Genomic DNA, 25,332 nt, shown 5'->3' with positions numbered 1-25,332 from the left:
TCCTGCCCGGGCTCACAGCGGGGCACCGCCCGCGGGACGAGGAGGCGCGGCTCGGCCGACGGGGCCGCCCGCGTCAGTCGCGACTCGCGACCGCCACCACGTTCTTCAGCGGCAGCGTGCGCTCGACGTCGGACTTCTTGTCGCGACCGCGGACGCGTCCGCCGCCGATGCCGGTGGGCTCCATGTCGAGGGTGGTCGTGCTGCCGTCGGGCATCGCGACCGTGACGGTGACGGTCAGGCGTCCCTTGACGGCGGCGTCGAGCTGACGGGCGATCCAGGCGCGGTCGGTCGACTCGTCGCCGGCGGCGTCGTCCGTGTGCAACCGCGTGACCAGCTCGCGCAACGGGTCGCGCGTCTCGAGCGGGGCGGGGCGGCGCGGCCTGCGGCGTGACGGCGGCGCGACCTCGTCGCCCCCGTCGTCGACCACGACGACGGGGTAGCGCTCGTCGCTCAGCGACCAGAAGACCGTGTCGCGCTCGAACCGGCTCGCGACGGTCTTCTCGTCCACGCGGGTGAGGCCGAGGGGTGACAGCGACTGGTCGACCTCGAGGGTGTCGAGGCTCGCGCGGTCGTCGGCCACGACGAGCGACAGCGAATCGCCCGGTGCGCCCGCCGGAGCGCGCCCGGGGGCGACGGCGCGGACGCGGTACCGGCCGTGCCGTTCGGCGCTCTGCTGGATCAGGTAGTCGAGCGGCTGGGGGATGCCCGTCGACGAGATGCCGCCGAGGAAGTCCCGCAGCGTCTCGGCCGTCTCGCCCTCGCTCAGGGCGCGCTGCAGTCCGCCCTCGGTGATGCGGTACGTGGCCGCGAGGCCCGCGCTCTCGACGACCGCGATGACGCGCAGCCGGGCGTCGATGGCCGGCGAGAGCGGACCGGGCGAGACGACGCTGAGGTCGTGCTGCAGGTAGACCTGCTCGACCGCGTCGGGCAGCAGCGCGGCCACGCGGGCGCGGGCGGCGGCGGGACCCTCGCGGAAGAGCGCGACGGCCGCCGAGGTGGGGGTGTCGTCCGAGGTCAGCCCGAGCACCTCGGCGCTCCGCGAGAAGGCGGCGATGCGCTCGGTGATCCAGCTGCCGCCGGCGGGGTACGACCAGTCGGAGAACTCGCGCAGCGGCAAGCCCCACGACGTGTCGACGCGCTGCTCGAGCACGGTGAGGATCTCGCTCGGCAACGAGCCGAGCCACGCCCGCGTGAGCGTCTGCCAGCGGTCGGGCCAGGAGGCGCGGAGCCAGTCGGTCGCGTCGGCGGCCACCACCCAGCCGTCGGGGCTCGGGGCCGCGAGCCCGGCCCGCACGGCGATGGCGAGCACCGTCGCGACGTCGTCGACGTCGATGCGGGCCGCCTCGGCGAGTCGCCTCGTCTCGGGCAGGGCGAGCCCGCCCTTGGCGAGCTCACGCGCCGGCGACTGCTCGAGGGCACGCAGGATCTCGGCCACCTCGATCACCACGGCGTACAGGCGTTCGGCCGAGCGGGCGTCGGCCTCGTCGCGCGCCTGGTCGAGGACGGTCTCGAGGACGACCGGCGGTCGCTCGGCGGTCAGCACGTCGAGGGCCAGGGCGGGGTCGTCGTCGAGCCGGTCGCCGACGGCGTCGAGGGTCGCGACGGACGTGCCCCGCCGCACCACGAGGAACGCCTGGACGAGCTGCTCGAGGGCGGCGTCGACGGCTTCGCGGTCGATCTCGAAGGCGGCGTCGACGCGGTCGTGCACGGCGTCGACGTCGCCCGGCACCCGGACGACCTGCAGCACGACGAGTGCCACCCGGTCGAGGTGGGCCAGGGCGTCGCGGACGCTGGCCGGCTCGAGCAGCACGTCGGCGAGGTCGAAGGCGTCGTGGACGCTCGACGCCCGGACCTGCCGGCGCGCGAGACGCCGCAGCAGGTCGTCGTCGTCGACGGCGCGCAGGACGCCCGCGAGGTCGAGTGCACTAGCCATGGTCGAGGCCTCCAGCCGTCGTGCAGCCCGGGTCTGCGGTTACCGTCTGGTGCCCCGCGAGTCGCGGCTGCGACGCACGGCGCTCGCCACCACGAATGCCAGCAGCATCGCGACGGCGATCGGGAGCCCGATGAGGGGCAGGATCGTGAGGGCGGGCCAGACGCCGACGGTGAAGTCGGCGACCCCCATCGCCGTGCCGACGAGCCTCGTGAAGAACGCGAGGACCGAGACGACGACGATGGCGAGGATCATGAAGAGGAGGACGCGCTCTGTACGATTGACGTCAGAGGGCGCACTCGTCTCGATCTTCTTGGCCACGGGTCAACGATAGTGCGGTGCGGCCCTACCCGGCGATCTAAGCTGGGGCGACCCACCCCCAGGGTCACCCGTCTTCACGAGAGGTCCAGTCATGCCCACCGGCAAGGTCAAGTTCTACGACGACGAGAAGGGCTTCGGCTTCATCAGCAGCGATGACGGCCAAGAGGTCTTCCTCCACGCGTCGGCCCTGCCCGCCGGCACCGTGGGTGTCAAGGCGGGCACCCGCCTCGAGTACGGCATCGCCGACGGCAAGCGCGGCGCGCAGGCCCTGTCGGTCCGCGTCCTCGAGGCCGCCCCCAGCCTCGCCAAGATGAACCGTCGCTCGGCCGACGACATGGCCGTCATCGTCGAAGACCTCGTCAAGGTGCTCGACAAGGCCGGTGGCGACCTGCGTCACGGCCGGTACCCGCAGAACGGCGCCCGCATCGCCGTGCTTTTGCGCACCGTCGCGGACTCGTTCGATGCCTGAGGCCGCCCCGCGCACGCCCTGGTCCGAGCTCGCCCGTCGCGCCCTGACCGAGATCACGCCCGACGAGACCATCGGGGCCGAGGCCGACCCCGTCGACGACGAGGCCGGAGTCACCTCGGTGCGCTTCGCCACGCTGCTCCCCGGCTACCCGGGCTGGCACTGGACGGTCAGCGTCGCCCACCTCGACGGTGAGGACCCCTCGGTGCTCGAGGCCGAACTGCTGCCCGGTGACGGTGCCCTGCTCGCGCCGGACTGGGTGCCGTGGGCCGACCGCCTCGCCGAGATGAAGGCCCAGGAGGCGCGCGACGGCGACGAGGACGCCGACGACTCCGACGACGACGACGAGTCCGACGACGACGACTCGGACGACGACGACTCGGACGACTCGGACGACGACGACTCGGACGACGACGAGCACGGTTCGATCGTGCACGGTGGCGACGTGGACGGGGTCGACATCGACGACCTCGTCGACGACGCTCCGGACGACGACGACGACGACTCGGACGACGACTCCTCGGACGACGACGACGCCGTGACGCCGGTCGTCCCGGCCGCGCACCCCGAGGCCGACCTCGACGACGAGTCGCACGACGACGACTGGGACGGCGAGGACGAAGACCCCCTGAGCAGACGACGGAAGTAGTCCGTCGACCCGACCCGCGCCTCCTGCGGTCGGTCGTCACGACGAAGCCCCCGACACGATCGTGTCGGGGGCTTCGTCGTGGTGCCGGCGGGGTCAGAGGGCGTCGACGACGTACTCGATGGAGCGGATGAGCTGGCGCACGTCGTCGGGCTCGACGGCCGTGAAGGTCGCGACGCGCAGCTGGTTGCGGCCGAGCTTGCGGTACGGCTCGGTGTCGACGATGCCGTTGGCGCGCAGCACCTTCGCGATCTCGGACGCGTCGATCGACTCGGCGAAGTCGATGGTCGCGACGACCTGCGAGCGGTGCGACGGGTCGACGACGAACGGGGTGGCGTACTCGGAGGCGGTGGCCCAGTCGTAGAGCGCCGACGACGACTCGCGCGTGCGGGCGTCGGCCCAGGCGAGACCGCCGGAGTCGAGCATCCAGCGGGTCTGGTCTTCGAGCAGCAGCAGGGTGGTGAGCGCGGGGGTGTTCAGCGTCTGGTCGAGCCGCGAGTTGTCGACGGCGTTCTTCAGGCTGAGGAACTCGGGGACGTACCGGCCGCTGGCGGCGATGCGCTCGACGCGCTCGACGGCGGCGGGGGAGAAGAGCGCGAACCACAGGCCGCCGTCGCTCGCGAAGTTCTTCTGCGGTGCGAAGTAGTAGACGTCGGCCTGCGAGGCGTCGAAGTCGATGCCGCCCGCGGCGCTCGTCGCGTCGACGACCGTCAGGGCGCCGGGGTCTCCGGCGACCCGGGTGACCGGGGCCATGACGCCCGTCGAGGTCTCGTTGTGCGGCCAGGCGTACACGTCGACGCCCTCGACGACCTCGACCTCGGCGAGCGATCCGCCCTCGGCCGTGACGACGTGGGGAGCCTCGAGCCACGGCGCCGCGTTCGCCCTGGCGAACTTCGAGCCGAACTCGCCGAACGACAGGTTCTCGGCGCGCTTCTCGACGAGGCCGAAGGCCGCGGCGTCCCAGAAGGCGGTCGAGCCGCCGTTGCCGAGCACGACCTCGTAGCCCTCGGGCAGGCGGAACAGCTCGCCGAGCTCGGCCCGGACGCGGCCGACGAGGCCCTTGACCGGTGCCTGGCGGTGCGAGGTGCCGAGGATCGACGCACCGGCGGTCACGAGGTGCTCGAGCTGGGCCGCCCGGACCTTCGAGGGGCCGCAGCCGAAACGGCCGTCGGTGGGCAAGAGGTCAGTGGGAATCCGGATGTCCGCCATGCGGTCGATCCTACTGACGCGGCGCGGGGCCCAGCGTGCAGCCGGTAGGCTTGCGGGGTAGTCCACGTGTTCCACCGGGAGGCCCCTGTTGACCGATCTCGTCGACACCACAGAGATGTACCTGCGCACGATCCTCGACCTCGAAGAAGAGAACATCGTGCCGCTGCGTGCGCGCATCTCCGAGCGTCTCGGCCACTCCGGTCCGACCGTGTCGCAGACCATCGCCCGCATGGAACGCGACGGCCTCGTCGTCGTGTCGGGTGACCGCCACCTCGAGCTGACGCACGACGGGCGCACCAAGGCCACCCACGTCATGCGCAAGCACCGGCTCGCCGAACGTCTCCTGGCCGACGTCATCGGCCTCGACTGGGCGTACGTGCACGACGAGGCCTGCCGGTGGGAGCACGTCATGAGCGAGCAGGTCGAACGTCGACTGCTCGACATGCTCGACCACCCGACCGAGTCGCCCTACGGCAACCCGATCCCCGGTCTCGACGAACTCGGCGACTCGCCCGCGGGGCGGTTCCTCGACGGCGTCGTCAACCTGGTCGCCGTCCTGGCCGAGAACCCCGAGGGCGTCACGCGTCCGATCCGGCGCCTGGCCGAGCCGGTGCAGTTCGAGCCCGAGCTGCTGCAGCAGTTGCAGGGTGCGGGCGTCCTGCCCGGCGGGGTCGCGACCGTCCGCTCGGCGGGGTCGTACGTGTTCGTCCAGGTCGACGGTCACGACGAGGGCCTCGAGCTGCCGACCGAGGTCGCCCAGCACATCTACGTCGGGCTCTGACCGCCCGTCCGGCCGGCGGGGTGGGGTGACGCGGGTTTCTTGCGTGCGTGCGCCGCGCCTCCTGCGTTCTGCTGCGGATCACGCAGGGCTTTACCGATTCGTTACAAATCTCCCTCTCAAGGATGATTTCACCGCGCCCCTCAGGTACAGTCGCTGAGTCCCCAGGCCGCTGAACCGGCCGTCGGACCCGTGGCAGGACGTCTCTCACGCCCGTCTCCTGCCGTGTGTCGTTGCGATCGAGACGAACGGACGGGGCAGCTTCCCTAGAGCTGCCGAGACGTAGGAGACCCACCCCCCGTGACGCTTCCCGGCTCAGACACCACCCCTGACGTGCGCCCGAACCGCACCGTCGCCACCCGCACCCCCGCCGACCTGCCGACCCGCTCGTCCCTGCGACGCGCCCAGGCCGCCGCGGCCGCACCCGCCGCCCGGTCGGGCCGCCCGTCGGTCAAGCGCAGCGTGGTCTCGGTGACCGTCATGACGCTCACCGCCGGCCTCATCGGCACCATGGCCCTGCCCGCCTTCGCCTCGAACCCCGGCGCGGCGGCCGGCCCGAGCGTCGGAGCCTCGTCGACGGCCGCCTCGACCAGCCACGCGCAGAGCGTCGCGGTGGGCGACGACGTCGCCCTGGCCGACGCCACGCGTGACGGCTACACGGCGACCTCGCAAGAAGACCTGAACGCGGCGGCCCTCGCCAGCCAGCGCGAGGCCGAGCGAGCAGCCCTGGCCGCGAGCTACGCCAGCTACACCGGCCCGACGGCGGCCGAGAACGTGGCCGCGGCGTCGTCGTCGGGTTCGGCCTCCGCCTCGGCGACGGGCACCGTCGCGACGCCCGGCGCGTTCAGCCTCAGTGCCGTCTACGACACGGCCCTGCAGTACGTCGGCACCCCGTACGTCTTCGGCGGCGCCACCCCCGCCGGCTTCGACTGCTCGGGCTTCGTGATGTACGTCTACTCGCAGTACGGCATCGCGCTGCCGCACTCGGTCACCCGCCAGGGGGCCATGGGCACGCCGATCTCGGCGGCCGAGGCCCAGCCCGGCGACGTGGTGATCTTCAACGACGGGTCGCACGACGGCTTCTACGCCGGCAACGGCATGATCCTCGACGCGCCGAAGCCCGGCGGGTTCGTCAGCGTGCGGCCGCTCTGGACGAGCGCCGTGCACTACGTGCGCTTCGGGGCCTAGGCGACCCGCGCCTCCTTCGCTCGGCCCGTCTCGCGACGGGCTCCGCGTGAACAACCTGTGAAGGGTCGTCGTGCCTATAGGCAAGACGGCCCTTCCGGGCTTAACCTGGCGCCCTCGGAGTTCCGCTGAGACCAGGAGCGTCACATGCCTCGTACGACCGCCACCCGCACCATGGGTGCGCTGTCGCACGAGCACATACGACACCCCGCCATGTGACAGAGCACCGTCCCCGTGACGGTGCTTTTTTCGTGTCGGCGGGCCTGCTGGGCCGGCGACGCCCCGAGAGGTCGAATCCCTGGAAGCCGTCCAGGGTGCTTCGAAAGGGAAAGCATGCGCACTCTCGTCCTGAACGCCGGTTTCGAGCCCCTCGCCGTGGTGTCCGACCGGCGGGCCCTCGTCCTCGTCATGAGCCAGAAGGCGACCGTCGTCGCCGCCGACGCGGAGCACCCCGTGCTCGGGGCGGTGATGTCGTGGGATCGTCCGTCGGTCATCGTGCTGACGCGGTACGTGCGCATCCCGCACACGCGGCAGATCCCGGTCTCGCGCCGCGGGGTCATGCGGCGCGACGCGCACCGCTGCGCCTACTGCGGCCGGTCGGCGACCACCATCGACCACGTGCAGCCGCGGTCGCGTGGCGGGGCGGACAGCTGGGAGAACCTCGTCGCGTGCTGCCTCAAGTGCAACAACCTCAAGAGCGACCGGACGCCGCACGAGATGGGCTGGGAGCTCCGCTTCACGCCCAAGCCGCCGCACGGGGTCGGCTGGGTCGTGCGCGGCATGGAGCGCACGCAGGCGGACTGGGACGAGTACCTCGCCGCCGCGTGAGCGCGGCCTGCTCGGCGCGGAGCCGGCCCGGCGGGCGGGCGGCCGGGCGGGCTGCTCCGCACCGCGTTTCGTGCATCGCACCGTGACTAGTCGGGGTGCACTGCACGAAGGGCGGTGCAGTGGTCTCGCGGGCCGGACGGCAGGAGGCGCGGGTTCGGTAGACTCGGACGGTCAGCCTCTGTAGCTCAATGGAAGAGCAGTTCCGTCCTAAGGAAAGGGTTGGGGGTTCGAGTCCCTCCAGGGGCACCTGACGCCGCTTCGCGGCGTTGCCCCCGGAGGGACTCGAACCCCGCGGCCCCGCGCTGCGCGCGCCCGTCCAGGGGCACCTGACGCCGCTTCGCGGCGTTGCCCCCGGAGGGACTCGAACCCCGCGGCCCCGCGCTGCGCGCGCCCGTCCAGGGGCACCCAGTCGTCGCCCGCCACGTGACGTAGCGTAAAAGGGGAGTCATGGCCACCCACTCGGACGAGCACCCCGCCCCGTCCGTCGGCTCCACCCGGTCGCCGTCCGGCGTCCTCGTCGGGTCCGTCACGTGTCCGAACTGCGCGACCGACCGCCGTCGCGGGCACGCGCACCGCTGTGCGGCGCCCGAGCTCGTCACGCTCCCGGCTGCCGCGGTCGAGCTGCTCGCGGCCGTCCGTGCCGCCGGCGGGCACCCGCTCGTCGTCGGCGGCGCCGTCCGAGACGCCCTCGCCGCCCGGTCCGCCCCGGGCCCCCTGGACGCCCGCGTCGCACCTCCTGCCGCGGTCGCCCCGAAGGACCTCGACATCGAGGTGTTCGGCGTCGAGACGCTCGACCGACTCCGCCCGCACCTCGCCGCCGTCGCCCGCGTCGACGACGTCGGTGCCTCGTTCGGAGTCCTCGTCGCCACCGTGGGCGGTCTCGACGTCGACGTCTCCGTCGCCGGTGAGCCGCCGACCCCGGCCGGCGAGGCGGCGGCGTTCGCGCGCCGCGACCTCACCGTCAACGCGCTGGGCTGGGACCCGGGCAGCGGAGAGCTGGTCGACGTGTGGGGCGGAGCGGCCGACGTCGCCCACGGCGTCCTGCGACACGTCGGGCCGTCGTTCTCCGACGACGCCCTGCGTCCCCTCCGGGCGGCACAGTTCGTCGCCCGCTTCGGGTGGACGCTCGCCGACGACACGGTCCTCGCCTGCCGGGAGCTCGCGCACCTCCACGACACGCTGCCGAGCAGCCGGGTCTGGGGCGAGTGGAAGAAGCTGGCCACCCGCGGCCTCCACATCTCCCGTGCGCTCACGGTGCTCGAGCGGACGGGGTGGCTCGACAACTTCCCCGCCTTGGCCGCCACGCGCGGGATCGAGCAAGACCCCGCCTGGCACCAGGAGGGTGACGTCCTCACGCACCTGGGCCTCTCCGCCGACGTCGCCGCGGCGGCGGCCGAAGCCGAGCGGCTGCCCGCGGAGCAGCGCCTCCTCGCCGTCCTCGGCGCTCTCGTCCACGACGTCGGCAAGCCCTACGTCACCACCGTCCACGACGACGGCCGCATCACCAGCCACGGCCACGAGTCGGTCGGCGACCCGGTGGCGCAGGACTTCCTGGCCGGCATCGGTTCACCGCACGTCGTCCGCGACCGCATCGGCGGGCTGGTCGCCGAGCACATGTGCCACGTCGGCGTCGGCGGCGAGCCGACGCCGTCCGCCGTGCGCCGTCTCGTCCGCCGCCTCGACGGACGGTCCGGGCTCACCATCCACGACTGGGCCCGCGTCGTCGACGCCGACGTCGCCGGCCGAGGCCCGTCCGCCGGCGCCCCCGTCTCAGGCCCCTGGGTGGCGCTGGCCGGCGACGTCGGCGCGAAGCCGCGGAAGAGCCTCCTGACCGGACGCCACCTGATGAGCCTCGGCTACGAGCCCGGCCCCGCGTTCACGGACATCATCCGGGCGGCCCTCGCCGCGCAGGACGACGGCGAGTTCGACGACGAGGCCGGAGCCGTCGCGTGGTTCGTCGCGCAGGAGGTGCCGCGGGTCTCGTGAGCGTGCGCCGGCGCGGCCGAACCTGGAGGTCCTGACCGGCCAGGGGCCAGGGTGGTCTCATGCCGACCTCCGCAGAGACCGCCCGTACGACCCGCCACGACCGGCAGATCGGTCGCCGTGACCTGACCGAGTGGCGGTCGGCCGCGGGCCGGCGGCTCGCCTCGCGCCACAAGACCGTCGCGCAGAAGGTCGGCGCCCGGCGGGCGCTGGTCGCGACCCTCGCCGTCGGGGGCGGCATCGCGGTCGCCGCGACCGCCGGGGCCGCGTACATCTACGACGGGGTGACGGGTCGCGACGGCATCCAGAGCCTCGACCGGCCGGCGCTCGAGCGAGCGAAGCGGCTCCGCTCGCCGTTCACCAACGGCGCGGCGGCGACCATCGCCCACGTCTTCGGGCCCGTCGTCTTACCCGCCGTCACCGTCGGCGCCGCCGCGGCCTTCGGCATCCGTGACCGTCACCCCAGCCCCGTCACCCTCGTCGTGGCGGCCGGAGCGGGCTCGCTCGCGATGACGGTCGTGGGCAAGAAGCTCATCAAGCGCAACCGACCCGACCGCCACGAGGCCATCCCGCCCTACGAGGAGTCGCCGTCGTTCCCGTCCGGGCACACGCTGAACACGACCACCATCCTCGGCGTGCTCGCCTACCTGCTGGCGCTCCGGCAGCGCGACCAGGCGCCGCAGGTCGCGATCGTCGGAGCCGCCGCCGGGGCGGCCGGCGTCGTGGGGCTGTCGCGCGTGCTGCTCGGGGCGCACTGGTTCACCGACGTCGCCGTCGGGTGGGTCACCGGCATCGGGTGGCTCTCGCTGATCGTCACCAGCCACCGCCTCTACCTGAGCACCCAGGACGACGACGACGTCCACGAGTGACGGCGCGTCGGGCCGGCGTGACCTCCGTGGGGATCGTGCGCCGCGCCTCCTCGTCCCCGGTCCGGGTCGGAGGAGCCGCGCGTCACGCCCGGTCGTGCAGCGTGACCTGGTAGCCGTCGGGGTCGACGAAGGTGAAGGTGTGGCCGAAGGGGCCCTCGACCGGTGCCGTCGCGATCTCGACGCCGGCGGCGACCAGGGCGTCGTGGGTGGAGCGGGCCTCGGGATCGAGCAGCCAGAGGCCGACGCCGTGACCGAGCGGGGCCGCGTCGAGGTCGACGCCGGGCAGGGCGCCCCGCACGGCGAACGCGATCGGCTTCGTGGCGAAGACGACGGCGTGCGGCGGGCCGTCCTGCCGGGTGAGGCCGAGGTGCTGCTCGTAGAACGCGGCGGAGCGCTCGACGTCGCGGACCTGGAGCGAGATGAAGTCGGGGCCGATGGCGGTCATGGGGTGCCTGCTCTCGTGTCGAAGATGTGTGTCAGTTAGCTGACATGGATCAACCTATGTCAGACTACTGACATGAGTCAAGGCGCGTCGGCGATCGACCTCGAGACCTCGGTGGGTTACCTGCTGAAGGAGGCGTCGAGTGCGCTCCGCGCCTCCATGGAGGCTGAACTCCGCCCGCTCGACATGACCATCACGCACTACTCGTGCCTCGAGCTGCTCGCGCAGCGGCCCGGGCTGTCGAACTCCGAGCTCGCCCGCGGCGCGTTCGTCACGCGTCAGTCGATGAACGTGCTGCTGCAGTCGCTCGAGCGCGACGGTCTCGTGCGACGGGCCGACCGAGCGCCGACGGGGCGGGCCCTGCCGACCGAGCTGACGGCGGCCGGGCGGCGTCAACTGGCCGTGGCGAGCGCCGCCGTGCGGGCGGTCGAGGACAGGATGACGGCGGGGTTGACGCCGGCCGCGCGGCGGCAGCTGGCCGAGGCGCTGCGCGGGTGCGTGACCGCCCTGCGCTGACTCAGCTGGTGAGCGTGCGACCTAGCGACACCGTTCCCGCGTCGTCGGCGTAGTGGCCGTAGGCCGCGATGGGTCGGTACCCCGCCGACTCGTAGAGGCGGATCGCGGTGTCGTGGGCCACGTTGGTCTCGATCACCATCTCGGTGACGCCCGCGTCCGACGCCGACCGTTCGAGCCAGGTCAGCACCGCTCGGGACAGCCCGCGCCCGCGTCGGTCGGGCCGCACGTACATCCGCTTGAGCTCGGCGCGGCCGTCCGGCAGCAGCCGCCACGCGCCGAGGGCGACGGGCTCGCCCGACTCGTACGCCACCGCGAACGTGCCCCTCGGCAGCTCGAACTCGGAGCGGTCGATCGGGCTGTCGTCGCGTCCGCCGTAGATCTCGACGTAGAGCTGTTGCAGCCCCTCGACGAGCAGGTGCACGTCGGGGTGGTCGTAGGGGCGGGGCTCGATGCTCGTCGCGGGCGCCGGTGTCGTCACCCCACCATCTTGGTCGATCGCCGCGCGACCGGGGTGGCTCCCGCCCCGACGTCAGGCCGCGTCGCGCCCGGTCACCCGGTCGAGTCCGGACGAGGAGGCGCGGCGCGCGTCCCCCAGGTCGCATCCGAGGGCCACCAGCACGCGGGCCACCAGCTCGACCGACCACTCGGGGGTCACGAGCTCGGGGCTCGACCACCAGGTGTGCAGCCCGCCGAGGAGACTGCCGCCGACCAGGGACAGTGCCAGGTCGACGTCCAGCTCGGCGAACGACCCCGCGGCCTGTCCGGCCTCGACCAGGGCCCGTGCCTGCGGGACCAGCGCCGCCTCGGCGTCGAGCAGGCGCAGCCCGTTGCGCGCGACGACGACGGCCACCGCAGGGTCGCTCTCGGTGAGGCCGAGCACCACGTGCATCGCGATCGCCGCCGCCGTCGTCGGGGAGTCGCCCGCCCGACCGAGCGCCGTCATCCGGTCGGTCTGCGCCTCGAGCACGCTCTGGACGGCTTGGTCGAACAGCTCGTCCTTTCCGGCGAAGTGGTTGTAGAACGTGCCGAGGCCGACGTCCGCCAGCTGCGTGATCTCGGCGACGGGGACGGCGGCGTAGTCGGCCCGCCGCAGCAGGACGACACCGGCCTCGATCAGCTTGCGACGCGTGTCGCGGGTGCGGCGGGACGTCCTCGAGGGGTCGACCCGCACCTCCTCGTCGTCCGTTCTCACAGCGGCCTCTCACGTGTCCGGCGGGTTGTCTGGCTACATTCTGTCATGACTGACGAAATCGTCAGCTCTGACGAGTCCATCAGGAGGCATCATGCCCGACGTGTCGATCACCGCCGCCCGCCCGGACCAGCTCGACGCGGCCGCCGCCGTGCTCGCGGAAGGGTTCCGCGACGACCCCGTCATGCAGGGGTTCGTCCCGCGGGGGCCGCGACGGCACGCCCGCCTGGTCGACCTCTTCGCGGCGATGATGCGGTCCATCCCCCGGGCCCGTCGCACGGTCGACGTGGCCGTCGTCGACGGTGACGTCGTGGGGGCGGCGGTCTGGGAGGCCCCGCGCACCCGGGCGTCGTCGCCGCTGAGCCTCCCGGTCTCGTGGGAGGAACTCGGGCAGCTGCCCCGCTACCTGCGCGCCCTGGGCCTCGTCGGGCTCGTGCCGGCTGCCCGGCACCAGGCGACCCTCGCGGCACCGCGCCCCCGCCTGCCGCACTGGTACCTCGGCGAGATCGCCGTCGGCGACGCGGCCCGCGGGCTCGGCGTCGGCACCTCATTGATCGAGCACCGCCTCGCCGCCGTCGACGAGGCGGGCGACGCCGCCTACCTCGAGTCGTCGACCGAGCGGAACCGGGCGCTCTACCGTCGGATGGGCTTCGTCGAGCTGGGGCCGATCCGTGGGCTGCCGGGGGCGACGCCCGCCGCGATGTGGCGTCCGGCTCGGACGGCGGCCGGGTCGGCGTGAGTCCCGGCACCCGGGCCGTCGGGGGTCGCACCACCGTTGTGGCGTCGAACCGCCCTCGAGCGTGGTTCGACACCGCGACGGTGGTGCGACCTCGGCGGGGCCGGCGGACATGCGACCGCCGCGTCCGTGAGTCGCCGTGAGTCGCCGTGTGACGAGGCTGCTGGTGCATCGGCCGCGCCGGGAGGATCGTGTCGGCATGGTGAACGCGACGACCGCACCGGCCCCGGCAGCCGCCCTGCCGTCGGCACCTGCCCTGCCTCCGGCTCCGGCCCTGCCCTCGGCACCCGCCGAGCAGCACCTCGCCCGCCTGCGCCGCGAGCGTTCGAGCATCAAGTGGACGCGTTTCGCCGACGACGTGCTGCCGCTCTTCGTCGCCGAGATGGACTACGACCTCGCCGAGCCGGTCGTCGACGAGCTGGTCCGCCGCGTGCGCGCCTCGGACGTCGGCTACCTCGACGGCCCCGGGCCCCTCGCGCCCGCCTTCGCCCGCTTCGCGCTCGACCGGTGGAGCTGGCGCGTCGACGAGTCCCGCGTGCACATCGCGACCGACGTCAGCGTCGGGATCGTCGAGACCCTCCGCCTCGCCGTGCCCCGGGGTGGCCGCGTCGTCGTGACGCCGCCGGTCTACCCGCCGTTCTTCGAGCTCGTCGAGGAGGCCGGGGCCGAGGTCGTGTGCGTGCCGCTGCTGGTGGCGGGGGAGTCCGTCGGCGACGCGACCCGCGCCTCCTCGGGGTCGCCGGCGCTCGCCGGTGACGGGCGGGCCCGCGCCGGACGCGCCGGCCTCGACCGCGCCGGCCTCGACCTTGCCGGCCTCGAGCGGGCGTTCGCCTCGGGCGTCGACGCGTTCGTGCTGTGCAACCCGCACAACCCGCTCGGCATCGTCCACGACGCGGCCGTGCTCGCCGAGGTGGCCCGGCTCGCCGCGCGGTACGACGTGCTCGTCGTGAGCGACGAGGTGCACGGCCCGCTGACCCACCCCGGCGTCGTCTTCACTCCGTTCTCACCGGTCGCGGAGGCGCAGGGCGCGCGGTCGGTCACGGTCACCTCGGCGAGCAAGGGCTGGAACCTCGCGGGGGCCAAGTGCTCGCTGGTGGTCGCGGGCGACGACGGGACGGCCGTGCTGCTCGACGGCCTCGTGGAAGAGGTCGCCTGTCGCACGAGCATCCTCGGCCTGCACGCCAACGTCGTCGCCTTCGGCTGTACCGACTGGCTCGACGACGCCGTCACCAAGATCGTCGCGAACGACGCCCTGTTGGCGTCCCTGCTCGCCGAGCACCTGCCCGGCGTCACGTACCACCGCCCGGCGGCCGGCTATCTCGCCTGGCTCGACCTCCGCCCGCTCGGGCTCGGCGACGACCCCGCCGCCGTCCTGCTCGCGGGTGCCCGCGTCGCCCTCAACGCCGGCCACACCTACGGACCGGGAGGCGCCGGTCACGCCCGCCTCAACCTCGCGTGCGACCCCGGGGTCCTGGTCGAGGCCGTGCGACGCATCGCCGCCTTCGTGGCCTCCCGCACCTGAGCGGCCCGCCGCGCCGTTCGCCGCCCCGGCCGCCGCCCCGGCCGCCGCTGTGCCTGCCCGGGACTCGGCCCGCTCGTCACGTCAGGCGACGTCGCGCCGCAGCTGCCGCCACCACCCGAGCCCGAGCGGCAACGCGACCCAGATCAGCAGCGACGTCAACGCCTGCCCAGCACCCGGCACGTCCGCAGGGCCGTCCGCCCAGGTCACGTGCGGATGCGCGAGCCAGGCCGAGAACGCGAGCGTCGAGATCCAGGGGGCGACGGACGGGACGAGCAGAGCGGCGGCTACGTCGTACGTGATGGGCAGCAGCATGGTGACGACGATGGCCAGGGGCGTGTTCAGCAGCAGTGAGCCGACGGCTGTGCCGGTCAAGGCGGCTGCGACGGCCAGGGCCACGACCCCACCCGCGGCGGTCGTCACGGCGGACCAGTCGGTCGCCGCGAGGAGGTCGGGGTGCAGCACGACGAACGCCAGGGCCGCGCCCGCGGCCGAACGTGCCGTCCGCGGCGACGGGGGCCCCCAACCGAGCCAACTCGGCCTGGAGGCCACGGACGTCGTCGCCGCGATCGCCCAGGTCGAGCCCTCGCCAGAGGGGCACGGCGGTCGCGAGTGCGACGACAGGACGGCCGTCCACGGTCGCGACGACGTCGCCGCTCGCGATCTCACCGCCCGTGGAGCACGACAGTCCGGTGAGGACGCCCGGTCGAGGCGAGACGATCCGTCGCGGCGACCCCGTCTGCAGCACCAGCTGGACCTGTCGTTCGTCGACGTCCTCACGCGTGTCGACGGGAACCGCCTCGGCGGGGGCCGGTGAGCGCAGGGCCGCGGGCTGGTCGGGTGGGATGGACAGGAGCACCGCGCCGGCACCGACGGCGAGTGCGGTGAGCGCCACGAGACCGACCACCGACGCGCTCGGGAGTCTCGTCGGCTTCATCGCCCGGACCACAGGCCGAGGGGGTCGCGGAGACAGGACTGGGCGGCCTCGGACTGGGTGTCGAACGGGAAGGTGCCCGAGCCGTCGTCGGCCTCCCAGTCGTCCCGACCGTAGGACGGGTCGACCAGGCCGGCATCGGCCAGGCACCTGACCTGGATGGTCCCTTCGTCGAGACGCTCGGGGTTGCGGCGAACTTGCTCGTAGAGGAAGGTCACCCAGCTGTCGAACCTGGTCTCGCAGGCCTGCAGTGCTGCATCCGACCGCTCGAAGGGCATGTCGGGGGCATCGCCGTCGAGGTCGGTGAGCTCGAACCCGCCGTCGGGTGAGTAGTCGACGGCCAGGCCCGAGTCGGCGAGGCAGCGGCGGACGCCGTCGTGCGCCTGCTCGAGTTCTGTCGAGGTGACGACGCCGTCGGCCAGGATCTCTCTCTCGACGGCGCTCTCGCTCTCGTCGAGCGCCTCGGCGAAGACGTCGGCCCACGGCCCGGACAGCTCGAGGTCGGCGGCATCGGGTCGAGAGGTGCCGGCCGGCTGAGGGTCGGCGCAGCCCACCAGGGCGACGAGCACGGCGGCGGCCGTGACAGCCGCCGCCGTGACCGTCGTCCTCACTTCGCGGTCATCCCGTACGACACCACGTTGGCCCAGCACTGCGACTGGCTCGACCATCCACCCCGGCCGACCCACGAGCCGTACTTCTCGATGAGCACGTGTGCTTCCTCCCTCTGACGAATCCGTTCCGTCAGGCGTCGAAGCTAACGTTAAAAAGGTCACCTATCAAGGGTGACATTCTGCTGATCGAAGGGCGGAAGGGTGGTGACCGTGCCCCCTTGTGACATCCCGCCACGACATGAACACCCCGCCACGAGAGGACGTGGCGGGGTGTTCATCTCGTGGCGGGATGGGCCGGGGGCGGGCCAGGACCCGCGCCCGGCTACACGCCGGCGGGCACCGCGGCGACGCGCTCGCGCGCGGCCCGGGTCGCGGACACGAGGTTCTCGAGCGCCGCGACGGTCTCGGCGTAGCCCCGCGTCTTCAGGCCGCAGTCCGGGTTCACCCAGAGCTGGCGCACCGGCAGGGCGTCGAGCGCCGTGCGCAGCAGCTCGGACACCTCGTCCACGCTCGGCACCCGCGGCGAGTGGATGTCGTACACGCCCGGTCCGACGCCGCGCGAGAAGCCCCCGTCGCGCACCTCGGCCACGACCTCCATGCGCGAGCGCGCGGCCTCGATCGACGTCACGTCGGCGTCGAGAGCGTCGATCGCCTCGATGACCACGCCGAACTCGGAGTAACAGAGGTGCGTGTGGATCTGCGTCCGTGCTGCCACGCCGGCCGTCGCGAGCCGGAACGACCCCACCGACCAGTCCAGGTAGGCCGCCTGGTCCGCGACCTTCAGCGGCAGTAGCTCGCGCAGGGCCGGTTCGTCGACCTGCACGATGGGGATGCCCGCCGCCTCGAGGTCGGCGATCTCGTCCCGCAGCGCCAACGCCACCTGGTCGGCCGTCTCGCCGAGCGGCTGGTCGTCTCGCACGAACGACCACGCGAGGATCGTCACCGGCCCGGTCAGCATGCCCTTGACCGGCTTGGTCGTCAGCGACTGCGTGAAGGTCGACCACCTGACAGTGATCGGCGCCGGACGTGACACGTCGCCCCAGAGGATCGACGGCCGCGTCGCCCGAGAGCCGTACGACTGCACCCAGCCGTGCTGCGTCACGGCGAACCCGTCGAGGTTCTCGGCGAAGTACTGCACCATGTCGTTCCGTTCGGGCTCGCCGTGCACCAGCACGTCGAGGCCGATCTCCTCCTGCAGCGCCACCACGCGGCGGATTTCGTCCTGCAAGAAGCCGCGGTAGGCGTCGTCGTCGATCTCGCCGCGGGCATGACGGGCCCGGGCGACGCGGATGTCGCCGGTCTGGGGGAACGACCCGATCGTCGTGGTCGGGAGGGCGGGCAGCGAGAGGGCGGCCTCCTGCTCGGCGACCCGCGCCTCCTCGTCCCCGCGGACGTAGTCCGCCGGCGTCAGGGCGGCGGCCCGGGCGCGCACGGCCCCGTCGCGGACGCCGGGCGCCGCGAGCCGGTCGGCGAGGGCCGAGGAGGCGCGGGTCAGCTCGTCGAGGACGGCCTCACGTCCCGCGGTCAGCCCGCGTGCGAGCACGGCCACCTGCCCGACCTTCTGGTCGGCGAAGGCGAGCCAGCTGCGCAGCCGGGCGTCGAGCTGCCGTTCGACCTCGACGTCGTGGGGCACGTGGAAGAGGTTGGTCGAGGTGCCCGCCGACACGACCGGCGACACCGCGCGCAGCGACTCGAGCGCCTCGAGCGCGGCGGCCAGGTCTCCACGCCAGACGTTGTGGCCGTCGACGACCCCGCCGACCAGCACCTTGTCGGTCGTCACGCCGGTCGGCACCGAGCCCTTGACGAGGTCGAGCGCGACGCCGTCGACGGGCGCGTCGAGCAGCACGGGCAGGGCCTCGCCGAGGTCGCCGTAGGGTGCCGCGACGAGGATCGCCAGCGGACGGTCGCTGCCGAGCGACGCGTAGGCCGACGCCGCCGCGGCCCGCACGGTCGCGGCGTCGACGTCGAGCGACTCGCTGACCAGGGCGGGCTCGTCGAGCTGCACCCATTCGGCTCCGGCCGCGGCCAGGCGGGCGAGCAGTTCGCGGTAGACGGGCACGAGGTCGGCCAGGCGGTCGAGCGGCACGAAGCCCTCGGGCGCGTCCCCGTCGGCCTTGGCGAGGGCGAGCAGCGTGACCGGGCCGACGACCACCGGGCGGGTGCGGTACCCGGCCGCGCGCGCCTCCTCGACCTCGCGGACCAGGCGGTCGCCGGCGAGGCGGAAGGCCGTCGACGGGCCGATCTCGGGCACCAGGTAGTGGTAGTTCGTGTCGAACCACTTCGTCATCTCGAGCGGGGCGCGCTCGGCGTCGCCGCGGGCGAGCGTGAAGTAGCCGTCGAGGTCGAGGTGCCCGTCGGCGTCGACGAGGTCGGCGAAGCGGGCGGGCACGGCGCCGACGGTCACGGCCGCGTCGAGCACCTGGTCGTAGTACGAGAACGACTCGGGAACCGACGAGTCGTCGCGGCCGAGACCCAGCTCGACCAGGCGGGCGCGCGTCGTCGCACGGAGGTCCGCCGCGGTGGCCTCGAGTTCGTCGACGGTCGTGTCGCCGCGCCAGTGCGACTCGACGGCGCGCTTCAGCTCGCGGTCCGCGCCGATGCGCGGGTAGCCCAGGACGGTGCCGGCGGGGAAGGAGGGAGTGGTCATGCGGACGGTTCTCTCTGTGCGGGGTGCGGATGGGTGGGTCGATCGGGGGTCGGGAGGCGCGGCGCGGCTCAGGACGACGGAGGCGACGCCGTCTCGAGGACGGGCGTCGCCTGGGGGAGGACGGTCGGGGCCGTGGGCGCCGGGGCTGGGGCCACGGGGGTCGACGGCACACAGTGGTCGAGCAGCCCGCAACCGCGGAGCACGGCGAGCGGTGCCTCGTGGCGGTTGAACGTGTAGAGGTGCAGGCCGGGGGCGCCGCCGGCGAGCAGGCGGCGACCGAGGTGGACGGCGTGGTCGACGCCGACGACGGTCGGCTGGTCGGCGGTCTCCAGCCGGCGCAGCAGGTCGGCGGGCAGCGTCTCCCCGGTCAGTTCGACGATGCGTCGCAGCTGGTTCGCCCCGAGGATCGGCATGAGCCCCGGCAGGATGCGCATCGTGACGCCGGCCTCGCGCGCCCGGTCGACGAAGCCGAGGTAGTCGTCGGCCTCGAAGAAGAGCTGCGTGATGGCGAGCGTCGCGCCGGCCGCCTGCTTGGCGAGCAGCGTGTCGATGTCCTGTCGGCTCGACCGCGACCGGGGGTGCCCGTTCGGGAACGCCGCCACCGCGACGGTCGTCTTCGGCCCGCTGCTGAGGCGCGAGGCGAACGGGTTGCCGGGCACGGCGTTCTCGACGAACGGCACGCGCTCGGCCTGCACCCGGTGGATGAGCTGGACGAGCTCGCCGGCGCTGCCGAGGTCGCCGAGGAACACGTCGTCCTCGGTCAGGCCGGCCGGCGGGTCGCCACGGAGAGCGAGGAACGCCGTGACCCCCGCGTCGAGGAACTCCCGGATCAGCCGCGACGCCTCGGCGTACGACGAACCCACGCAGGTCAGGTGTGCCATCGCCTGCACGTCGGTGTCGCGCAGCACCTCGGTCAGCACGGCCAGCGACTCGGCCCGCGACGACCCCGACGCGCCGTAGGTCACGGAGATGAACTCGGGCCCGGTCGCGGCCAGCTGCCGCAGCGACGCGTGCAGGGCGTCGGCGCTCGCCGGGGTGCGGGGCGGGTACATCTCGAACGAGAAGGTCGGCACGTCTGCTCCTGCCTTGGTCGGTCGCGTCGCGGGGTGGGTCGTGCGGGGTGGCAGTGACATTACGAGTGGCCAGGTCACGCGTCGAGGCCTGTGACGCCCTGTTTCGTCCGGTGACGCCGGGTGTCCGCCGTGCCTCCTGCTCTTCGGAGTGCCGACCCCGAGGAGGCGCGGGTCAGCCGAACAGGTTGGCGCGCGTCCCGCCCGGGGCCAGTTCGTCGCGCAGGACGCCGCGGCGTCGCAGCACGGGGACGAGGTCGTCGAGCATGCGGTGCAGCGTCACGGGGTGCAGGTCGCCCGAGAAAAGTAGCCCGTCGTTGTCGCCGTCGTCGCCCAGCTCCTCGACGAAGTCGGCGAACTCGTCGGCGGTGCCCACGAACCCCGCCCGGTCGGCCACGAGGCCCTTGCGCGCCTTGCGGGTGAGCAGCTCGCGCAGCGGGGCGTCGTCGGTGCCGCCGTAGAAGCCCGCGATGCTGCCGTGCGACACGTGCTCGCCGAACACCCCGCGGTCGACCGGGCGGTCGAGGTCGAGCCCCGTCAGGTCGGTCTCGAGGTCGCTCGACCAGCCGAGGGCGACCTGCGCGAGCACCTCGTCGGCCGGGTGGCGCGACGCCTCGACGACGCGTGACGCTTCATCGTGACTCGACACGATCTCGGGCTTGACGACGAACAGCACGCGCAGGTCGTCGGGGCCCCGACCGTGCTCGGTCGCGGCGGCCAGCACCTTCGCCCGGTAGTCGAGCACGGCCTGGGCCTGCAGCGGCGCGAGCGCGAGCTGCACGTCGGACTGCGTGCCCGCGAACGCCAGCCCCCGAGCCGAACCACCGGGCGAGACCACGAGCGGGTCGCCGTGCTCGAACGGGATCGCGTTGAGCGGCCCGTCGACGGTGAAGTGCTCGCCCCGGTGCCGGAACGCGTCGATCTTCGTGCCGTCCGCGTACCGCCCCGTGGCCGGGTCGGCGACCAGGGCCCCCTCGCCCCAGCTGTGCCAGAGGCGCCGGACGACGGCCATCCACTCGTCCGCCCGGTCGTAGGCGGCGTCGTGGCCGAGCGGCTCGAGGCCGACGTGCCGGGCGCTGCCGCCGTCGGTCACGAGGTTGATGCCGAACCGGTCCGAGCTGAGGTGCGCGAGCGTCGCCGCCTGCCGCGCCGCGAGGTACGGGGGAGTGATGCCCGCGTTGACCGTCGGCGCCAGCCCGATGCGTGAGGTCGCCGCGAACAGGTACGGAGCGAGCAGCAGCGGGTCGTGCTTCGGCCCGCCGTAGGCGCCGCGCACGCGCAGGTCGAGGGTGTCGGGCGAGCCGAGCGAGACGGCGTCCTCCATCACGATCAGCTCGAAGCCGGCCTGCTCGAGTTCTCGGGCGGACTGCTGGTAGAGCTCTGGCCGCGTCCAGTCGTGGTTCCACTCGCGGTACGGGTGGCCCCAGCCCTGCGGCCCGAAGCCGCGCGAGAAGAACCAGCCGAGGTGCTGACGGCGCGCCACGTCAGGCCTCCACGGGCTGGCGGGACGTGCGGCGGCCGGTGTCGACCGCGACGGCGTCGGGTCGGTCGGCGTCCGCCTCGGCGGCGGCCCCGAGGTCGGGACCGAGGAGGCGCGCTCGGCGACCCGCGCCTCCTGCGTCCGTCGTCCGTGCCGCGGCCTGCTCGCGGACCGCGGCGAGCCCGCGCTCGAGGTCGCGCAGCAGGTCGCCCAGGTCTTCGATGCCGATCGAGAGGCGCAGCAGGCCGGGCCAGATGCCGGCCGCGTCGCGCTCGGCCGGGGTGCGACCCGCGTGCGTCGTGGAGGCCGGGTGCAGCACGAGCGAGCGGACGTCGCCGAGGTGCGTCATGTGGCTGAACAGCTCGACGGCGTCGACGAAGGCCGCGGCGTCGGCCTCGCCGCCCGCGAGGGTGAACGAGAAGACGGAGCCCTGTCCGCGCGGCAGCTGACGCCGGGCGAGGGCGTACGAGGGGCTCGACTCGAGCCCGGAGTAGTCGACGCTCGACACCTCGGGGCGCGCCTCGAGCCAGCGGGCGATCGCGAGCGCGTTGCTCGAATGGCGCTCGACGCGCAGCGACAACGTCTCGATGCCCTGGCGCAGCAGGAAGGCGTTGAGCGGCGACGGCGTGGGGCCGAACCGCGAGATCACGATCTCACGGGTGTACGAGGCGAACGCCCGGCGGCCGTGCCGCTCCGCCCAGCTGCGGCCGCCGAACGAGCGCTCGGGCTGGTTCAGGTGCGGGAAGAGCTCGGGCCGGGCCGACCAGTCGAAGGTGCCCGCGTCGACGACGACCCCGCCGAGCGCCGTGCCGTGGCCGGCCAGGAACTTGCTCGTCGAGTGCACGACGACGTCGGCCCCGAACTCGATGGGTCGCAACAGGTAGGGCGTCGCGAGCGTGTTGTCGACGACGAGCGGCAGGCCGTGGCGGTGGGCCACGTCGGCCAGGCCGGCGACGTCGAGCAGGTCGTTCTTGGGGTTGGGGATCGGTTCGCCGAAGAGCACGCGGGTGTCGGGGCCGATGCGGCGCTCCCACTCGGCGAGGTCGGTGGCGTCGTCCACGAAGTCCACGCCGATGCCCAGGCGGCCGAAGTTTTGCAGCAGCAGGCCGCGGTTGCCCTCGTAGATGCTGCGCGACGACAGCACCCGGTCGCCGGCCTGCACGATGCCGAGCAGGGCCGACGTCGTGGCCGCCTGACCGCTCGCGACGAGGATCGCCTCGGCCCCGCCCTCGAGGTCGGCGAGCCGACGTTCGACCTCGTCGGTGGTCGGGTTGCCGTTGCGCGTGTAGAGGTAGCCCTCGTCGTCGCCCGCGAAGCGCTCGCGGGCGTGCTCGAAGCTGTCGAACACGAAGCCGGCGCTGAAGTGGACCGGCGTGACCCGGGCGCCGTGCGGGGCCTCGGGCGAGGCGCCGGCGTGCACCTGACGCGTGGTGAAGCCGGCGGGCTCGCGCTGCGCGGTGCCGTGCGGTGCGGTGTGGGTCACGGGGGCCTCCTCGTCGCGGGTGGGTGCTGCGGTGCCGTGCAGCCTGGCACCGACCTCGCGGGGGGACCAAGGACCGTGACGCCCGGTTACCGGGCCGGCCCGCGCCTCCTGCGTCCTCGACCCGCGCCTCCTGCGGTCGACTCGTCCCCAGGGCCGGGCGCGGCGGGGTCGTCCAGACGGGGCATGTATCTTCATGTCGAGAGATCTCTGCGCGAGTAGCGTAGGGGCACGACCGAGCACACGCATGCCCGACAACGAGGGAGCACCTGCCGCATGGCGAAGATCATCTACACGCTCACGGACGAGGCGCCGATGCTGGCGACCTACTCGTTCCTGCCCATCATCCAGGCCTACGCCAAGACCGCGGGGGTCGACGTCGAGACCCGCGACATCTCGCTGGCCGGCCGCATCGTGAGCCAGTTCCCCGAGCGCCTCACCGACGAGCAGCGCCAGGGCGACGCGCTGGCCGAGCTGGGGGCCCTGGCGAAGACGCCCGAGGCCAACATCATCAAGCTGCCGAACATCTCGGCGTCCATGCCGCAGCTCAAGGCCGCGGTCGCCGAACTCCAGTCGCAGGGCTACGACCTGCCCGACTACCCCGACTCGCCCTCGACCGACGCCGAGCGCGACGTCAAGGCCCGCTACGACAAGGTCAAGGGCAGCGCGGTCAACCCGGTGCTGCGCGAGGGCAACAGCGACCGCCGCGCACCGCTCTCGGTCAAGAACTACGCGCGCAAGCACCCGCACCGCATGGGCGCCTGGACGGCCGAGTCGAAGACGAACGTCGCGACCATGGGCGTCGACGACTTCCGCTCGAACGAGAAGACCGTGGTCATCCCGGCCGACGACACCCTGCGCATCGAGTTCGTCGGCACCGACGGCACGACGAAGGTGCTGCGCGAGTCGATCCCCGTCCTGGCCGGCGAGGTCGTCGACGGCACCGTGCTGCACGTCGCCGCGCTGCACGAGTTCCTGGCCGCACAGATCGAGCGCGCCGAGGCCGAGGGCGTGCTGTTCTCGGTGCACCTCAAGGCGACGATGATGAAGATCAGCGACCCCATCCTGTTCGGCCACGTCATCCGCGCGTTCTTCCCGCGGGTGTTCGAGCGGTACGGGGCCGACCTGCAGGCCGCCGGGCTCGACCCGGCCAACGGCCTCAACGGCATCCTGCGGGGTCTCGCGGCGCTGCCGAACGGCGACGAGATCAAGGCCGCCTTCGACCAGGGGATCGCCGACGGGCCCGACCTGGCCATGGTCGACTCCGACAAGGGCGTCACCAACCTGCACGTGCCGAGCGACGTCATCGTCGACGCCTCGATGCCCGCGATGATCCGCACCTCGGGTCACATGTGGGGCCCCGACGGCGACGAGCACGACACCCTCGCGGTGATCCCCGACTCGAGCTACGCCGGCATCTACCAGGCCGTGCTCGACGACTGCCGCGCGAACGGCGCGTTCGACCCCGCCACCATGGGCTCGGTGCCGAACGTCGGCCTCATGGCCCAGGCCGCCGAAGAGTACGGCTCGCACGACAAGACCTTCGAGGTGCCGGGCGACGGCACGGTCCGCATCGTGGACCAGGCGGGCGAGACGCTCATCGAGCACGAGGTCGCCACGGGCGACATCTGGCGCGCCTGCCAGACGAAGGACGTCCCCATCCGCGACTGGGTCAAGCTCGCCGTCACGCGGGCCCGCGCCACCGGGACGCCGGCCGTGTTCTGGCTCGACGAGACCCGTGCCCACGACGCGACCCTGATCGGGCTCGTCCGCACCTACCTCGCCGAGCACGACACCGAGGGCCTGCAGATCGAGATCATGTCGCCGGTCGACGCGATGGCGTTCTCGCTCGAGCGCATCCGCCGTGGCGACGACACGATCTCGGTGACCGGCAACGTGCTGCGCGACTACCTGACCGACCTGTTCCCGATCATGGAGCTCGGCACCTCGGCCAAGATGCTCTCGGTCGTGCCGCTCATCAACGGCGGTGGCCTGTTCGAGACCGGCGCCGGCGGCTCGGCCCCGAAGCACGTGTCGCAGCTCGTCGAGCAGGACTACCTGCGGTGGGACAGCCTGGGTGAGTTCCTCGCCCTGGCGGTCAGCTTCGAGCACCTCGCGACCTCGACCGGCAACGCCCGGGCGCAGATCCTCGCCGACACGCTCGATCGTGCCACCGGCACCTTCCTCGACGAGAACAAGTCGCCCGGACGCAAGCTCGGCTCGATCGACAACCGCGGCAGCCACTTCTACCTGGCCAAGTACTGGGCCGACGAGCTCGCCGGGCAGACCGACGACGCCGAGCTGGCCGCCGCGTTCTCGGGTCTGGCGACGACGCTCGGCGGGTCCGAAGAGGCCATCGTCGCCGAGCTGATCGAGCCCCAGGGCACGGCGGTCGACATCGGGGGCTACTACCACCCCGACGCCGCCAAGACCGAGGCCGTCATGCGACCGTCGCAAACGCTGAACGAGGCGCTCGCGACGCTGTAGGTCGCG

General features: G+C 73.1%; 23 protein-coding genes and 1 tRNA gene. 12 read left to right on the top strand and 12 right to left on the bottom strand.

Going from position 1 to position 25,332, the window contains the following annotated elements; genetic code table 11:
• Positions 1 to 73: 73 nt before the first annotated feature.
• Both ABID81_RS05380 and ABID81_RS05375 read right to left on the bottom strand, forming a co-directional pair.
• On the bottom strand, positions 74 to 1,933 hold the full coding sequence (locus ABID81_RS05380; protein WP_354593771.1) for a helicase-associated domain-containing protein: 1,860 nt from the start codon (positions 1,931 to 1,933) through the stop codon (positions 74 to 76).
• A 39-nt stretch (positions 1,934 to 1,972) separates the two neighbouring features.
• Positions 1,973 to 2,251, bottom strand: coding sequence for a hypothetical protein (locus tag ABID81_RS05375; protein WP_354593770.1), 279 nt, complete (start codon positions 2,249 to 2,251; stop codon positions 1,973 to 1,975).
• A gap of 91 nt (positions 2,252 to 2,342) precedes the next feature.
• On the opposite strand from ABID81_RS05375, the gene ABID81_RS05370 reads away from it, so the two are divergent.
• Together ABID81_RS05370 and ABID81_RS05365 are read left to right on the top strand one after the other, a co-directional pair.
• Complete coding sequence (locus tag ABID81_RS05370; protein ID WP_043593516.1) at positions 2,343 to 2,720, top strand: cold-shock protein; 378 nt, start codon at positions 2,343 to 2,345, stop codon at positions 2,718 to 2,720.
• The gene (locus tag ABID81_RS05365; protein WP_354593769.1) at positions 2,713 to 3,366 is read left to right on the top strand and encodes a DUF3027 domain-containing protein; all 654 of its coding nucleotides are present in this window, start codon (positions 2,713 to 2,715) and stop codon (positions 3,364 to 3,366) included. The genes ABID81_RS05370 and ABID81_RS05365 overlap by 8 nt, the downstream gene beginning before the upstream one ends.
• A gap of 93 nt (positions 3,367 to 3,459) precedes the next feature.
• Here the strand turns inward: ABID81_RS05365 and serC are convergent, their stop codons facing one another.
• The gene (serC, locus tag ABID81_RS05360) at positions 3,460 to 4,572 is read right to left on the bottom strand and encodes a phosphoserine transaminase (protein ID WP_354593768.1); all 1,113 of its coding nucleotides are present in this window, start codon (positions 4,570 to 4,572) and stop codon (positions 3,460 to 3,462) included.
• Positions 4,573 to 4,660: 88 nt separating this feature from the next.
• Here serC and ABID81_RS05355 point away from each other — a divergent pair, with 88 nt between their 5' ends.
• The 6 genes from ABID81_RS05355 (at position 4,661) to ABID81_RS05330 (ending at position 10,215) form a co-directional block, all read left to right on the top strand.
• Complete coding sequence (locus ABID81_RS05355) at positions 4,661 to 5,353, top strand: iron-dependent transcriptional repressor DtxR (RefSeq protein WP_056259359.1); 693 nt, start codon at positions 4,661 to 4,663, stop codon at positions 5,351 to 5,353.
• Between the two features lie 297 nt (positions 5,354 to 5,650).
• Positions 5,651 to 6,538, top strand: a complete 888-nt coding sequence (locus tag ABID81_RS05350) for a C40 family peptidase (protein WP_354593767.1) — start codon at positions 5,651 to 5,653, stop codon at positions 6,536 to 6,538.
• Between the two features lie 330 nt (positions 6,539 to 6,868).
• Positions 6,869 to 7,363 (top strand): HNH endonuclease, encoded by a 495-nt coding sequence (locus ABID81_RS05345; protein WP_354593766.1) that lies wholly within the window; start codon positions 6,869 to 6,871, stop codon positions 7,361 to 7,363.
• A 174-nt stretch (positions 7,364 to 7,537) separates the two neighbouring features.
• A tRNA-Arg gene (locus tag ABID81_RS05340) sits at positions 7,538 to 7,609 on the top strand.
• A gap of 201 nt (positions 7,610 to 7,810) precedes the next feature.
• A complete protein-coding gene (locus ABID81_RS05335; protein WP_354593765.1) occupies positions 7,811 to 9,349 on the top strand; it encodes a CCA tRNA nucleotidyltransferase in 1,539 nt (512 codons plus the stop codon).
• Positions 9,350 to 9,408: 59 nt separating this feature from the next.
• Positions 9,409 to 10,215: a phosphatase PAP2 family protein gene (locus ABID81_RS05330; protein WP_354593764.1), complete on the top strand. Its 807-nt coding sequence runs from the start codon at positions 9,409 to 9,411 to the stop codon at positions 10,213 to 10,215.
• Between the two features lie 82 nt (positions 10,216 to 10,297).
• On the opposite strand, the gene ABID81_RS05325 is transcribed toward ABID81_RS05330, so the two are convergent.
• On the bottom strand, positions 10,298 to 10,660 hold the full coding sequence (locus ABID81_RS05325) for a VOC family protein (RefSeq protein ID WP_354593763.1): 363 nt from the start codon (positions 10,658 to 10,660) through the stop codon (positions 10,298 to 10,300).
• Between the two features lie 72 nt (positions 10,661 to 10,732).
• Here ABID81_RS05325 and ABID81_RS05320 point away from each other — a divergent pair, with 72 nt between their 5' ends.
• A complete protein-coding gene (locus ABID81_RS05320) occupies positions 10,733 to 11,173 on the top strand; it encodes a MarR family winged helix-turn-helix transcriptional regulator (protein WP_354593762.1) in 441 nt (146 codons plus the stop codon).
• Between the two features lies 1 nt (position 11,174).
• Here ABID81_RS05320 and ABID81_RS05315 read toward each other — a convergent pair whose 3' ends face one another.
• Together ABID81_RS05315 and ABID81_RS05310 are read right to left on the bottom strand one after the other, a co-directional pair.
• A complete protein-coding gene (locus ABID81_RS05315) occupies positions 11,175 to 11,651 on the bottom strand; it encodes a GNAT family N-acetyltransferase (protein WP_354593761.1) in 477 nt (158 codons plus the stop codon).
• Positions 11,652 to 11,702: 51 nt separating this feature from the next.
• Positions 11,703 to 12,365 (bottom strand): TetR/AcrR family transcriptional regulator, encoded by a 663-nt coding sequence (locus ABID81_RS05310; RefSeq protein ID WP_354593760.1) that lies wholly within the window; start codon positions 12,363 to 12,365, stop codon positions 11,703 to 11,705.
• Between the two features lie 91 nt (positions 12,366 to 12,456).
• On the opposite strand from ABID81_RS05310, the gene ABID81_RS05305 reads away from it, so the two are divergent.
• Both ABID81_RS05305 and ABID81_RS05300 read left to right on the top strand, forming a co-directional pair.
• Positions 12,457 to 13,101, top strand: coding sequence for a GNAT family N-acetyltransferase (locus ABID81_RS05305; protein WP_354593759.1), 645 nt, complete (start codon positions 12,457 to 12,459; stop codon positions 13,099 to 13,101).
• Between the two features lie 196 nt (positions 13,102 to 13,297).
• A complete protein-coding gene (locus tag ABID81_RS05300) occupies positions 13,298 to 14,620 on the top strand; it encodes a MalY/PatB family protein (RefSeq protein ID WP_354593758.1) in 1,323 nt (440 codons plus the stop codon).
• A gap of 81 nt (positions 14,621 to 14,701) precedes the next feature.
• Here the strand turns inward: ABID81_RS05300 and ABID81_RS05295 are convergent, their stop codons facing one another.
• The 6 genes from ABID81_RS05295 to ABID81_RS05270 all read right to left on the bottom strand — a co-directional run bounded on the left by ABID81_RS05295 (position 14,702) and on the right by ABID81_RS05270 (position 22,842).
• A complete protein-coding gene (locus ABID81_RS05295; protein WP_354593757.1) occupies positions 14,702 to 15,169 on the bottom strand; it encodes a hypothetical protein in 468 nt (155 codons plus the stop codon).
• Positions 15,170 to 15,550: 381 nt separating this feature from the next.
• Positions 15,551 to 16,162 carry a hypothetical protein gene (locus tag ABID81_RS05290; RefSeq protein WP_354593756.1) on the bottom strand — a complete coding sequence of 204 codons (612 nt, stop codon included), beginning with the start codon at positions 16,160 to 16,162 and terminating at the stop codon, positions 15,551 to 15,553.
• Positions 16,163 to 16,484: 322 nt separating this feature from the next.
• Entirely contained in the window at positions 16,485 to 18,809 is a 2,325-nt protein-coding gene (metE, locus tag ABID81_RS05285; RefSeq protein WP_354593755.1) for a 5-methyltetrahydropteroyltriglutamate--homocysteine S-methyltransferase, read from the bottom strand.
• Between the two features lie 68 nt (positions 18,810 to 18,877).
• The gene (locus ABID81_RS05280; protein WP_354593754.1) at positions 18,878 to 19,882 is read right to left on the bottom strand and encodes a methylenetetrahydrofolate reductase; all 1,005 of its coding nucleotides are present in this window, start codon (positions 19,880 to 19,882) and stop codon (positions 18,878 to 18,880) included.
• A gap of 172 nt (positions 19,883 to 20,054) precedes the next feature.
• Positions 20,055 to 21,362, bottom strand: a complete 1,308-nt coding sequence (locus ABID81_RS05275) for an LLM class flavin-dependent oxidoreductase (protein ID WP_354593753.1) — start codon at positions 21,360 to 21,362, stop codon at positions 20,055 to 20,057.
• 1 nt (position 21,363) lies between these two features.
• The gene (locus ABID81_RS05270) at positions 21,364 to 22,842 is read right to left on the bottom strand and encodes an O-acetylhomoserine aminocarboxypropyltransferase/cysteine synthase family protein (RefSeq protein WP_354593752.1); all 1,479 of its coding nucleotides are present in this window, start codon (positions 22,840 to 22,842) and stop codon (positions 21,364 to 21,366) included.
• A 273-nt stretch (positions 22,843 to 23,115) separates the two neighbouring features.
• Between ABID81_RS05270 and ABID81_RS05265 the strand changes: the two genes are divergently transcribed.
• On the top strand, positions 23,116 to 25,326 hold the full coding sequence (locus ABID81_RS05265) for an NADP-dependent isocitrate dehydrogenase (RefSeq protein ID WP_354593751.1): 2,211 nt from the start codon (positions 23,116 to 23,118) through the stop codon (positions 25,324 to 25,326).
• The last annotated feature ends 6 nt before the right edge of the window (positions 25,327 to 25,332 follow it).

The sequence above is a fragment of the Frigoribacterium sp. PvP054 genome (genome assembly GCF_040547465.1).
Classification (GTDB): domain Bacteria; phylum Actinomycetota; class Actinomycetes; order Actinomycetales; family Microbacteriaceae; genus Frigoribacterium.
Note: the sequence above shows the minus strand (reverse complement) of the source record. Positions and strands in the feature narration are given on the sequence as shown.